Source organism: Streptomyces sp. NBC_00454 (genome assembly GCF_041434015.1).
GTDB lineage: Bacteria > Actinomycetota > Actinomycetes > Streptomycetales > Streptomycetaceae > Streptomyces.
Map to the genome: position 1 here is coordinate 1,383,683 of NZ_CP107907.1, position 12,333 is coordinate 1,396,015.

Here is a 12,333-nt window from a genome sequence, read left to right on the forward strand (position 1 = left end):
GATTACCAGCCGCGGTTGGCGTAGCGCTCGGACTCGGGGAGGGTGTCGCAGTTGATGCCGACCATGGCCTCGCCCAGGTTGCGGGAGGCGTCCGCGATGATCTTCGGGTCGTCGTAGAAGGTGGTGGCCTTCACGATGGCGGCGGCGCGCTTGGCCGGGTCGCCCGACTTGAAGATGCCGGAGCCGACGAAGACGCCCTCGGCACCGAGCTGGCGCATCAGCGCGGCGTCGGCCGGGGTGGCGACGCCACCGGCGGAGAACAGCACGACCGGGAGCTTGCCGAGCTCGGCAACTTCCTTGACCAGCTCGTACGGGGCGCGCAGCTCCTTGGCGGCGGCGAACAGCTCGTTGTTGTCGTAGCCGCGCAGGCGGGCGATCTCGTTCTTGATCTGGCGCAGGTGGCGGACGGCCTCGACGACGTTGCCGGTACCGGCCTCGCCCTTCGAGCGGATCATGGCCGCGCCCTCGGCGATGCGGCGCAGGGCCTCGCCCAGGTTGGTGGCACCGCAGACGAAGGGGGTGGTGAAGGCCCACTTGTCGGAGTGGTTGACCTCGTCGGCCGGGGTCAGGACCTCGGACTCGTCGATGTAGTCGACGCCGAGGGACTGCAGGACCTGGGCCTCGACGAAGTGGCCGATGCGCGACTTGGCCATGACCGGGATCGAGACGGCCTCGATGATCTCTTCGATCATGTTCGGGTCGGACATCCGGGCGACGCCGCCGTCCTTGCGGATGTCGGCGGGGACCCGCTCCAGGGCCATGACGGCCACGGCGCCGGCGTCTTCGGCGATCTTCGCCTGCTCGGCGTTGACCACATCCATGATCACACCGCCCTTGAGCTGCTCGGCCATGCCGCGCTTGACGCGGGACGTGCCGATAGCCGACTCAGCGGACTGCGGGGTGGAGGGAAGCGTGCTCACGGATTGACCTCACTCGAAAGGAAGATTCAGGTGGTACTCGACCGAGGAAACCCTCTGGAGCAGTCCACTGCAAGGGCCAATGTGCAGCCGGTGGCTCTTCGCATTTTGGCCATTGGGTACAAGTTACGGGCGTTCGGCCAGATCCACCGGAGGCTCGTCGTCCATCTCGAAGGCCAACGGGAACGGTGCGTGCCCGGCCAGCCGGAACCAGCGGACCTTGCGGTGCCTGCGCAGGGCGCGGGCCGCGCGTACGGCGTCGTTGTGGAACCGCCGGGCCATGGGCACCCGGCGGACGGCCGCCGCGAGCTCCTCGGCCGCCTCCACCCCGCCCGGGGCCGCCTTCAGGGCGTCGACCTGGCCGGAGTCGGCGAACACCGCGCGCAGCGCCTGGCTCAGCTCGCTCTCGGCGACCTCCCGGTGCTCCTCCTCGGCCTGCCGGGCCGCGTGCGCGGCCTCGTACAGCACGATGGAGGAAGCGGGGTCCAGGACCCCCGAGGCGGCCACCTCCACCACCACGGAGGCCCGCCTGACGAGCTGGGCGTCGAGCGCGGCGCGGGCGGCGTCCATCCGCGAGTGCAGCCGGTCGAGCCGCCCGGCGGTCCAACTGAGGTAGACCCCGACGACACCGAGCGCCAGAGCAGTCCAGACAAGGGTTTCGATCACGGGCGGCGACTTTACCTTTCGCCGGCCCGGTCACCGCTTTCGCGCCCCCGCGCCCCCGGCGGGTGCGGGGGTGCGGCGGGTGGGTACGGGCAGCAGCGCCGCCTACGCTTCGCGCGAAAGTCCCAGCCGGGTCCGCAGCGGGACCCGCTCGTCCTCCGCCACCGCGGTCGCCCCGTCCGTCACCGTTTCGTAGACGGCCAGGATGTCTGCGCCGACCGTCGACCAGTCGAAGCGGCGCACGTGCGCGGAGCCGCGGCTGCTGAGGCCGGCGCGGCGCTCGGGGTCGCGCAGGAGGGCGATGGCCGATTCCGCCAGGGAGTCGGGGTCCTCGTTCGTGAAGAGCTCCCCCGCCGCGCCCTGGTCCAGGACCTGCGCGAAGGCGTCCAGGTCGGCGGCGAGGACCGCCGCCCCGGCCGAGAGGGCCTCGACCAGGATGATGCCGAAGCTCTCGCCGCCCGTGTTCGGGGCCACGTACACGTCGACGCTGCGCAGCAGCCGCGCCTTGTCCTCGTCGGAGACCATGCCGAGGAACTCGACCCGGGAGCGCAGTTCGGCGGGGAGGGAGGCGACGGCCTCCTCCTCGTCGCCGCGGCCGGCCACGAGGAGCCGTACGTCCGGGCAGGCTTCGACGATGCGGGGGAAGGCCGCCATCAGGACGGGCAGGCCCTTGCGCGGTTCGTCGATGCGGCCGATGAAGCCGAGGGTCTGGCCGGACCAGTCGGGATTCGGGTCGGCCTTGGCGAAGAAGTCCACGTCCACGCCGTTGGGGATGACCACCGCGTCGCCGCCGAGGTGCTCCACGAGCGTGCGCCGCGCGTACTCGCTCACCGCGATCCGCGCGCTGATCTTCTCCAGCGCCGGCTGGAGGATCGGGTACGCGGCCAGCATGGCCCGCGAGCGCGGGTTGGAGGTGTGGAAGGTGGCCACGATCGGGCCCTGCGCCGCCCAGCAGGTCAGCAGGCCGAGGGAGGGCGCGGTCGGCTCGTGGATGTGGACCACGTCGAAGACGCCCTCGTGCAGCCAGCGCCGCACCCGCGCGGCCGACAGGAAGCCGAAGTTCAGGCGTGCGACCGAGCCGTTGTAGGGCACCGGTACCGCCCGGCCCGCCGAGACCACGTACGGGGGCAGCGGGGTCTCGTCGTCCGCCGGGGCCAGGACCGACACCTCGTGGCCGAGGCGGATCAGGTGTTCGGCCAGGTCGCGGATGTGGAACTGGACTCCGCCCGGCACGTCCCAGGAGTACGGGCAGACGATGCCGATCTTCACGCGGAGCGCTCCTCGCCCTGGGGCTCCAGGTCGTCGATCCACAGCCGCTGCAGCATGTGCCAGTCCTCCGGGTGCTCGGCGATCCCCTGTGCGAAGGCATCGGCGAGGGCCTGGGTCATGGCGGCCGTCTTCTCCTGCCGGGTCCCCTTCCCGGGCACGTCCACCGGGGAGTGGATGCGGCCGTACATCTGGGGCGAGTCCCCGTAGTACAGCGTGGCGGGCAGCAGTACCGCGCCGGTCTGCTGCGCCAGGAGCGCGGGTCCGGCCGGCATGCGCGCGGCGGAGCCGAAGAAGTCCACTTCCACCCCGGACGCCGACAGGTCGCGGTCGGCGACCAGGCAGACCAGCCCGCCGGAGCGCAGCCGGCGCGCGAGGGTGCCGAAGGCGGCGCCGCCGCTGTGCGGGAGCACCTCCATGCCCAGGCTCTCGCGGTAGGCGACGAAGCGGTCGTAGAGGGTCTCGGGCTTGAGCCGCTCGGCGACCGTGGTGAACGGGACGCCGATGTGGGTGACGGCCCAGGCGCCGGCCAGGTCCCAGTTGGCCAGGTGGGGCAGGGCGACCACGACTCCGCGCCCGGAGGCCAGGGCCTCGCGCAGGATGTGGTCGTCCTTCATGTCCAGGTCGGTGCTGAATCGTTCCTTGGCCATGGTCGGCAGCCGGAAGGACTCCATCCAGTACCGCATGTACGAGCGCATGCCCGCCTGCGACAGCTCGCGCAGCCGCTCCGGCGTCGCGTCCGGCACCACCCGGGCCAGATTCGACTCCAGCCGCAGCACGCTCTTGCCGCGCCGCTTCCACGTGAAGTCCGCGATCCGGCGGCCGAGGGCCGCCGCCGCGGGTTCGGGCAGCTTCTTGACCCCGGCCCAGCCGAGCCCGTAGAGCCCGTCGACCAGCTTGTCCTGCGCCTTGCCCATCAGGCCGTACCGCTTTCGGGAGAGGCGGGGGCGGGCGGAGCCGCGGAGGCGGCCGCGGCCGCGTCGGCCTCCGCCGACTCGCGCCGTACGGTGACCACCCGCTGGATCAGCGTCACGAGCGAGCCCGCCGCGACGACCCACAGCGCGATCGGCAGCAGTACGCCGATCCACGAGGGCACCCCGAAGGTCTCCAGCCCGGACAGACCGGCCGCGACCAGCGTGATCACCAGTCGTTCGGCGCGCTCGATGAGCCCGTTGACGGCCACCGGCAGGCCGATCGATTCTCCCCGCGCCTTGGTGTACGAGACCACCTGCCCGCTGGCCAGGCAGAAGATCGCGACCGCGCAGAGGGCGTTGTTGTTCCCGGAGCCCGCGTACCAGAGCGCGAGCCCGCCGAAGATCGCCGCGTCCGCGACCCGGTCGAGCGTGGAGTCGAGGAACGCTCCCCAGCGGCTCGACGACCCGGCCTGGCGGGCCATGTTCCCGTCCACCAGGTCGGAGAAGACGAAGAGCGTGATGGTGATCGTGCCCCAGAAGAATTCGCCCATGGGGAAGAAGACCAGTGCTCCCGCCACCACTCCGGCCGTGCCGATGAGGGTGACCGCGTCGGGACTCACTCCCAGCCGGAGCAGAAAAGCGGCGAATGGCGTGAGAACACGCGTGAAGAATGCACGCGCGTACTTGTTCAGCATGGCCTTCCCGGAGGGTCGCTGGGCCGCACGGCCACCACGGCCACCGGCTGGCCCATCGTAGCCAGCACCCCGGCCCCTCGGCGCCGCGCACCCACCGGTTCGCGCCGCGGAAGCCGTTCTTCCACCATCGGCACTCCTCCGGGGCGCCCCCGAGGACGCCTCCGGCACGCTGCTCGTGGGCGCCCACCGGGGCATCCCCGAGAGGCCGCTCCTGCACGTCCCGGAGGCCTGTTCCGGCTCCTCCCGGCGAGCGGCTCCAGTACGACGTATGGACGCGGTGTGACGGCAGTGCAAAGCTCGAAGGAGCCCATTTCCTCTCCAACCGGGAGGCACGAGCATCATGGGAGCCACATCGCACCAAGCCGGAGCCGCCGGCAGGGCACCGACGGCCGACCGCCCCGCCTCCGTACGGAACGTCGTGCTGGTCGGCCACAGCGGATCCGGAAAGACCACCCTGGTCGAAGCCCTGGCCCTGACCGCGGGGGCCGTGAACCGCGCCGGACGCGTCGAGGACGGGGCCACCGTCTCCGACTACGACGAGATCGAGCACCGGCGCCAGCGCTCCGTACAGCTCTCCCTGGTCCCCGTCGAGTGGGCCGGAATCAAGATCAACATCCTCGACACCCCCGGATACGCGGACTTCGTCGGGGAGCTCCGGGCCGGCCTGCGCGCCGCCGACGCCGCCCTCTTCGTCGTCTCGGCCGCCGAGGACGGCGACGGGCTCTGCGGCCCCACCCGCATGGTCTGGGACGAATGCGCCGCCGTCGGGATGCCCCGCGCCATCGTCGTCACCCACCTCGAAGCGGCCCGCGCCGACTACGACCAGATGACCAGCGTCTGCGGGGACGCCTTCGGCGCCGACGACCCCGACGCCGTCCGCCCCCTCTACCTGCCCCTGCACGGCCCCGCCGGCCACGACGGCCACGCCCCGGTCGCCGGACTGCTCGGCCTGCTCTCGCAACGGGTCTACGACTACACCTCCGGGGACCGCGTCGAACGCGATCCGGACCCCGCCGAACTCGCCCTCATCACCGACGCCCGCGCCCGCCTGATCGAGGGGATCATCGCCGAGAGCGAGGACGAGACCCTCATGGACCGCTACCTGGCGGGCGAGGACATCGACCTCAAGACCCTCGTGGACGACCTGGAGCGCGCGGTCGCCCGCGGCACCTTCCACCCCGTCCTGATGGCCGCCCCCGCCGCCGAGGGCGCCCGCAAGGGCCTGGGCACCGTGGAACTCCTCGAACTGATCACCGGCGGCTTCCCCACCCCCCTGGAGCGCGCCCCCGTCACCGTCACCACCCCCGGCGGCGCCGACCGCCCCGCCGTCACCTGCGACCCCTCCGGCCCCCTGCTCGCCGAGGTCGTCAAGACCTCCTCCGACCCCTACGTCGGCCGCGTCTCCCTCGTCCGGGTCTTCTCCGGCACCCTGCGCCCCGACGAAACCGTCCACGTCAGCGGCCACACCTCCCGCCAGGACCAGGGCCTCCACGAGGCCGACGAACGCATCGGCACCCTCACCTCCCCCTTCGGCAAACAGCAGCGCACCCTCACCCACTGCATCGCCGGCGACCTGGCCTGCGTGGCCAAACTCACCCGCGCCGAGACCGGGGACACCCTCTCCGCCAAGGACCAGCCCCTGCTCATGGAGACCTGGTCCATGCCCGACCCGCTGCTCCCCCTCGCCATCGAGGCCCACAGCAAGGCCGACGAGGACAAGCTCTCCCAGGGCCTGGCCCGCCTCGTCGCCGAAGACCCCACCATGCGGCTCGAACAGAACCCGCACACCCACCAGCTCGTCCTGTGGTCCCTCGGCGAAGCCCACCAGGACCTCGCACTCGAACGCCTGCGCACCCGGTACGGGGTCCAGGTCGACCCCGTCCCCCATCGGGTCAGCCTCCGCGAGACCTTCGGCGCCCAGGCCGCCGGGCGCGGCCGGCACGTCAAACAGTCCGGCGGCCACGGCCAGTTCGCCATCTGCGAGATCCAGGTCGATCCGCTGCCGCCCGGCAGTGGCGTCGAGTTCGTCGACAAGGTCGTCGGCGGAGCCGTCCCCCGCCAGTTCATCCCCTCCGTCGAGAAGGGCGTCCGCGCGCAGGCCGCCCGGGGGGTCGCGGCCGGCTACCCGCTGGTCGACGTACGCATCACCCTCCTCGACGGCAAGGCCCACTCGGTGGACTCCTCCGACGCCGCCTTCCAGACCGCCGGCGCCCTCGCCCTGCGCGAAGCCGCTGCCGGAGCCGCCATCCGCCTCCTCGAACCGGTGGCCGAGGTCTCCGTACTCGTCCCGGACGAGTACGTCGGACCCGTCATGAGCGACCTCGCGGGCCGCCGCGGCCGGGTCGTCGGCACCGACCAGGCCGCCCCGGGCCGCAGCCGCGTCCTCGCGGAGATCCCCGAGATCGAGATCGGCCGCTACGCCGTAGAACTGCGTTCCGTATCGCACGGCACCGGACGCTTCAGCCGTACGTACGCGCGCCACGAGCCGATGCCGCCACAGCTGGCGGACAAGCTACGCGAACAGACAGAGAAGGGAAGCCAATTGACATAGCGCCACCTCGGCCGCCCACCCAACCCGCTTGCGGTGGGCGGCATTTGCCTGTCCCATCACCATGGGGAGGAATCCGCCGATAGGCTCTTCGGCGGGGTGGAGCGGGTAGAACCGACACAGCACGCAAGCGAGCGGGCAGGCGGGCGGACCCGCACACGAGCACGACGCACAGCGATGGGGGCAACGGTGGCGGACGACGGATTCGACTTCAGGCCCGGGGCACAGATCCCGCTCCAGGGCGGCAGCGGGCAGACCGCGGCGACCAACGCCCTCTCCTCCGCGGCCTACCGGGACGGCGCGCAGGACACCAAACTGCCGAGCATTCTCGACGCCAACAACGAGTACCACGAGTCGGTCGTCAAACCCGGCAAGATCTCCCTCCTCGAACCCAACCTCGGCGAGGCCTTCTGTCGCGCCGTCGAGGCGCGCACCATTCCGGCCACCCGCAAACCCCTCATCCAGTCCTTCGGCGCCGACCCGCAGACCGTCGTCGAGCACTGCCTGGCCGCCTCCCGCATCCGCAAGGAACGCGACCGCAAGCTCCGCTGGATCATGCTCGTCTGCGGGGTCGTGTTCCTCCCGGGCCTGCTCCTGTGGCTCGGCCTCTTCTGGGGACGCCGGGCCCTGGCCGCCTCCGAGGCCAAGCGCGCCTCCTGGATGGGCACCGCGCTCCTGGTCGGCGTGGCGATCGTCGTCGCCGTCCTGATGTTCCGGCTCCCGGTGACCGGGGTCCTCGGGCTCTACGTCCGCGCCATGGTCATCGCCCCGGCCCTCGGCTGGTTCTTCGCCCGCCGGCTCTGCGAGGCCACCGCCGAGGACATGCGCTCCCGCTGGGACGGCCTGCTGGCCGGCGGCGGCGGGGTCGCCGCCAAGATCCCCGAAGCCGTCCCCGGGAACCCCGACGAGAAGGCCCGCGAGGACCTGCGCCACTCCCTCGCCAAGCTCACCGCCGAGGACCGCAGCAACTCCGTCTTCTACGCCGGCCCCAAGGGCATACTCGGCATGGGCACCCGCTGGGGCAGCTGGCAGATGGCCGAGGAGCTGGCCCCCAAGACCGAGGGCGCCGAGATCCACCCGTTCCGCAGCTGGGACGTCATACGCGCGGTCGACACCCAGCTGCGCAAGCTGGAGCGCGGCCCCCTGCACACCGGGGGCCTGCCGCCCGCCTCGATCCAGCACTGGATCGTCACCCCGGTCGGCGAGGGCGCCAAGGAGGTCGCCCGCCCCACCGGCGCGGACGTGGACACCTTCCTGATCAAAGCGCACGAGATCACCCGGATCTGCAACGAGCAGCAGTTCAGCGCCGGCAACCGGCACTACCTCGGCATCCAGTACCCGCTCTGGGACGGCCAGCTCGTCATCACCATGCTGGTCACGGTCACCGTGCTCTACAAGACCCTGCGCGTGGAGGTCACCGGCCACGCGCTGGGCCCGGTGCACGGCCTGTTCACCACCAAGTCGAAGGCCCCGGTGATCGAGGTCCCGAAGTCGATAAGGTTCTGGGAGACCGAGGAGCGCGCGCTGCCCCTGGTGGACGCGAACGAGGTCGTACGCCTCGCCGTGCGCGCCCCGTTCACCTGGTACCCGCCGCTCCTGGACTTCCTGGGCGGCAAGCTCGTCCTGCCCGAGCCCTTCGGCGTCCGCCACGTCTGGGCCGGCCAGCCGTGGCGCCACCGCTTCATGGCGGACGACGCCATGCGCGCCGCGACCCCCGTCCTGCGGGCTGTGCACGCCGCCGCGATGCGGGTCCTGGACGAGAACGGCGTGGACACCGAGCGCTTCACCAACCGCTCGTCGATCGTCAGCGGCCTGATCCAGGACGCGGCCCCGCGCAAGGCGGACGTCTACGACGCGTAGGGCGCGGCTCCCCGGCTGGCGCCGGGGGCCGCGTCCGACCTGGTCGTTCTAGTCGTTCGGCCAGGCGTCCGCGAGCATCTGGCGGGTGTCCGCGAGGAGTTGGGGCAGCACCTTGGTGTGGCCCACGACCGGCATGAAGTTCGTGTCCCCGCCCCAGCGGGGCACGATGTGCTGGTGCAGGTGCGCGGCGATCCCGGCTCCGGCGGCCTGGCCCTGGTTCATGCCGATGTTGAACCCGTGCGCCCCGGAGGCCTTGCGCAGCGCGACCATCGCCCGCTTCGTGAGGTCCGCGAGCTCGAGGGTCTCGGCGGAGTCCAGGTCCGTGTAATCGGCGACGTGCCGGTACGGCACGACCATCAGGTGGCCGCCGTTGTACGGGTAGAGGTTCAGCACGGCGTAGACGTGCTTGCCGCGCGCCACGACCAGGCCGTCCTGATCGGACATCTCCGGAATCCCGCAGAAGGGACAGCCGTCCCCGGCCTCCGGCCCAGTCGGCTTGTTCTCCCCCTGGATGTAGGCCATCCGGTGGGGCGTCCACAGACGCTGGAACGCGTCCTGCGTGCCCACACCGATCTGCTGCTCCGGCTCAATCGTCATGGGATGCAGCATATGACCTTGCCCCCGCGCGGCGTGTCGCCGGGGCGAAGACCAGTGCTGGGACGGCAATGCTGGGCCCATGCACGATGCACCCGGGACCCGCGACCAGATCTGGGAACGCCGCACCGAACTGCCACTGTTCTACGCCTCCCTGATCTTCCTCACCGGCTTCGCCGTCTCCGTGCTCGCCTTCCGGGTCCACCCCCTGTGGCGGGACATCGGCCTCGCCCTCGTCGCGCTGACCTGGCTCTGCTTCCTCGTGGACTACCTGGCCCGGCTGGTCCTGAGCGGCATGCGTCCCCTGCACTTCGTGCGCCTGCACTGGCTGGACACCCTGATCGTGATGCTGCCGCTGCTGCGGCCGCTGCGCATGGTCAGGGTCCACGACGCCATCCAGGCCAGGAGCGACCACCCGCGCCGGGGGCTGTACGGGCGCGTGATGTCGTACGCCGGCCTGTCGGCCGGGCTGCTCGGCTTCTCGGGCGCGCTCGGCGTCTACCACTTCGAGCGCCGGGCCCCGGGCGCCACGATCCGCACCTTCGGGGACGCGGTGTGGTGGGTCTGCGAAACGCTGACCACGGTGGGCTACGGGGACATGGCCCCGGTGACCCCGGCGGGCCGGATCATCGCCGCCTGCCTGATGGCGGGCGGCCTGGCCCTGCTGGGCGCGGTGACGGGCTCCTTCTCGTCCTGGATGCTCCAGGTGTTCCGGCGCCAGGACGAGGCGGAGCCCCCGGGGAACTGAGTTCTCCGGGGGCTCCCGTGTCCCCGCGCCCGGCGGGGATCCCGTCACACCTGTACGCGGCGCTCCACGACATCGACGAGCTTGGCCAGCGCCTGGTCGCGCGGGACGCCGTTCTCCTGCGAACCGTCGCGGTAGCGGAAGGAGACGGTGCCCGCGGCCATGTCCTCGTCACCGACGATGATCATGAACGGGACCTTGAGCTTCTGCTGGTTGCGGATCTTCTTCTGCATCCGGTCGGACGAGGCGTCCACCTCGACCCGCAGGCCCTTCTTCTTCGCCTCGGCGGCGAACTCCTGCAGGTACTCGATGTGCGAGTCGCCGATCGGGATGCCGACCGCCTGGACGGGGGCGAGCCACGGCGGCATGACGCCCGCGTAGTGCTCCAGCAGCACGGCGAAGAACCGCTCGATGGAACCGAACAGCGCGCGGTGGATCATGACCGGCCGCTGCTTGGTGCCGTCGGGGCCGGTGTACTCCAGGTTGAAGCGCTCCGGCAGGTTGAAGTCGAGCTGCACGGTCGACATCTGCCAGGTGCGGCCGATCGCGTCGCGGCACTGGACCGAGATCTTCGGGCCGTAGAAGGCGGCGCCGCCCGGGTCCGGGACCAGCGGGAGACCCTGCTTCTCGGCCACCTTCTGGAGGGTCGCGGTCGCTTCCTCCCAGACCTCGTCCGAGCCGACGAACTTCTCCGGGTCCTTGGTCGACAGCTCCAGGTAGAAGTCGGTCAGACCGTAGTCGCGGAGCAGGTTCAGCACGAAGGTCAGCGTGCGGTCGAGCTCCTCCGCCATCTGCTCCTTGGTGCAGTAGATGTGCGCGTCGTCCTGGGTGAAACCGCGGGAGCGGGTCAGGCCGTGCACCACGCCGGACTTCTCGTACCGGTACACGGTGCCGAACTCGAAGAGGCGCAGCGGCAGCTCACGGTAGGAGCGGCCTCGCGCGTCGAAGATCAGGTTGTGCATCGGGCAGTTCATGGGCTTGAGGTAGTAGTCGGTACCACCGTCGAGCTGCATGGGGGGGTACATGCCCTCCGCGTACCAGTCCAGGTGACCGCTCTTCTCGAAGAGGGTGCCCTTGGTGGCGTGCGGGGTGTAGACGAACTCGTAGCCCTCTTCCTCGTGGCGCTTGCGCGAGTAGTCCTCCATGGTGCGGCGGATGACGCCGCCCCGCGGGTGGAAGACGGCCAGGCCGGAGCCGATCTCGTCCTGTACGGAGAACAGGTCGAGCTCGGTGCCGAGCTTGCGGTGGTCGCGCTTCTCGGCCTCCACGAGGAAGTCGAGGTGAGCCTTCAGCTCCTCCTTCGACGGCCACGCGGTGCCGTAGATGCGCTGGAGCATCGGGTTCTTCTCGCTGCCGCGCCAGTAGGCGGCGGCGTTGCGCATGAGCTTGAACGCCGGGATGTTGCGGGTGGTCGGCAGGTGCGGGCCGCGGCACAGGTCGGACCAGCAGACGTCGCCGCTCTTCGCGTCGATGTTGTCGTAGATGCTCAGCTCGCCGCCGCCCACCTCGACGTCCGCACCGTCGTCCGAGGTCGCCGCGGAGCCCTTGAGGCCGATGAGCTCCAGCTTGTACGGCTCGTTCGCCAGCTCCTCGCGGGCCGCCTCGTCGGTGACCACGCGGCGGGCGAACTTCTGCCCGCGCTTCTGGATCTCCTGCATCTTCTTCTCGATGGCCTTGAGGTCATCGGGGGTGAAGGGCTTCGCGACGTCGAAGTCGTAGTAGAAACCGTCCCGGACCGGCGGGCCGATGCCCAGCTTGGCCTCGGGGAAGAGCTCCTGCACGGCCTGCGCCATGACGTGCGCGGTCGAGTGGCGCAGGATGTTCAGGCCGTCCTCGGAGGAGATCTCCACCGGCTCGACGATCTCGCCGTCCTGCACCTCGTAGGAGAGGTCCTTCAGTTCATCGGCGATGCGCGCGGCGACGATGGTGCGCTCGCCGGCGAAGAGCTCCGCCGCCGTAGTGCCCGTGGCCACCACGCGCTCGTCCCGCTCGGAATCGCGTTGGATGATCACACGGACGTCTGACACGGTCTCTCCTGACTCAGGGGGGTGCGCGAGCGAATACCGCGCGCCTGAATCGTACCGAGCCAAGTGGCTGCGCCGCTAAACGGTTGTTCCGGCCGGGGCTGGTG

At 70.9% G+C, this 12,333-nt stretch carries 10 protein-coding genes; 3 read left to right on the forward strand and 7 right to left on the reverse strand.

Translation table 11 applies throughout. From position 1 onward, the window contains the following. Positions 1-2: 2 nt before the first annotated feature. The 5 genes from pdxS to pgsA form a co-directional block, all read right to left on the reverse strand. Complete coding sequence (gene pdxS, locus OHU74_RS06410; protein WP_030294529.1) at positions 3-920, reverse strand: pyridoxal 5'-phosphate synthase lyase subunit PdxS; 918 nt, start codon at positions 918-920, stop codon at positions 3-5. 123 nt (positions 921-1,043) lie between these two features. Then, positions 1,044-1,583 (reverse strand): hypothetical protein, encoded by a 540-nt coding sequence (locus OHU74_RS06415; RefSeq protein WP_371615000.1) that lies wholly within the window; start codon positions 1,581-1,583, stop codon positions 1,044-1,046. A gap of 102 nt (positions 1,584-1,685) precedes the next feature. Then, positions 1,686-2,849, reverse strand: a complete 1,164-nt coding sequence (locus OHU74_RS06420; RefSeq protein ID WP_371615001.1) for a glycosyltransferase family 4 protein — start codon at positions 2,847-2,849, stop codon at positions 1,686-1,688. Further along, the gene (locus OHU74_RS06425; RefSeq protein ID WP_371615002.1) at positions 2,846-3,763 is read right to left on the reverse strand and encodes a phosphatidylinositol mannoside acyltransferase; all 918 of its coding nucleotides are present in this window, start codon (positions 3,761-3,763) and stop codon (positions 2,846-2,848) included. The genes OHU74_RS06420 and OHU74_RS06425 overlap by 4 nt, the downstream gene beginning before the upstream one ends. Then, a complete protein-coding gene (gene pgsA, locus OHU74_RS06430) occupies positions 3,763-4,455 on the reverse strand; it encodes a phosphatidylinositol phosphate synthase (RefSeq protein WP_371615003.1) in 693 nt (230 codons plus the stop codon). Before pgsA ends, OHU74_RS06425 begins: the two co-directional genes overlap by 1 nt. A 340-nt stretch (positions 4,456-4,795) precedes the next feature. Between pgsA and OHU74_RS06435 the strand changes: the two genes are divergently transcribed. Further along, positions 4,796-7,006: an elongation factor G-like protein EF-G2 gene (locus OHU74_RS06435; RefSeq protein WP_371615004.1), complete on the forward strand. Its 2,211-nt coding sequence runs from the start codon at positions 4,796-4,798 to the stop codon at positions 7,004-7,006. 186 nt (positions 7,007-7,192) lie between these two features. Further along, positions 7,193-8,863: a hypothetical protein gene (locus OHU74_RS06440; protein ID WP_371615005.1), complete on the forward strand. Its 1,671-nt coding sequence runs from the start codon at positions 7,193-7,195 to the stop codon at positions 8,861-8,863. Positions 8,864-8,911: 48 nt separating this feature from the next. Here OHU74_RS06440 and OHU74_RS06445 read toward each other — a convergent pair whose 3' ends face one another. After that, positions 8,912-9,472, reverse strand: a complete 561-nt coding sequence (locus tag OHU74_RS06445) for an HIT domain-containing protein (protein ID WP_371615006.1) — start codon at positions 9,470-9,472, stop codon at positions 8,912-8,914. 67 nt (positions 9,473-9,539) lie between these two features. Here OHU74_RS06445 and OHU74_RS06450 point away from each other — a divergent pair, with 67 nt between their 5' ends. Then, positions 9,540-10,205, forward strand: coding sequence for a potassium channel family protein (locus OHU74_RS06450; protein WP_371615007.1), 666 nt, complete (start codon positions 9,540-9,542; stop codon positions 10,203-10,205). A 44-nt stretch (positions 10,206-10,249) separates the two neighbouring features. On the opposite strand, the gene thrS is transcribed toward OHU74_RS06450, so the two are convergent. Further along, complete coding sequence (gene thrS / locus OHU74_RS06455) at positions 10,250-12,229, reverse strand: threonine--tRNA ligase (protein WP_371615008.1); 1,980 nt, start codon at positions 12,227-12,229, stop codon at positions 10,250-10,252. Positions 12,230-12,333: the final 104 nt, after the last annotated feature.

Excerpts from the sequence above, each read along its gene's own strand:
- pgsA (WP_371615003.1), bottom strand. The coding sequence starts at position 4,455 with ATGCTGAACAAGTACGCGCGTGCATTCTTCACGCGTGTTCTCACGCCA.
- OHU74_RS06450 (WP_371615007.1), top strand. The coding sequence starts at position 9,540 with ATGCACGATGCACCCGGGACCCGCGACCAGATCTGGGAACGCCGCACC.
- OHU74_RS06445 (WP_371615006.1), bottom strand. The coding sequence starts at position 9,472 with ATGCTGCATCCCATGACGATTGAGCCGGAGCAGCAGATCGGTGTGGGC.
- OHU74_RS06425 (WP_371615002.1), bottom strand. The coding sequence starts at position 3,763 with ATGGGCAAGGCGCAGGACAAGCTGGTCGACGGGCTCTACGGGCTCGGC.
- OHU74_RS06435 (WP_371615004.1), top strand. The coding sequence starts at position 4,796 with ATGGGAGCCACATCGCACCAAGCCGGAGCCGCCGGCAGGGCACCGACG.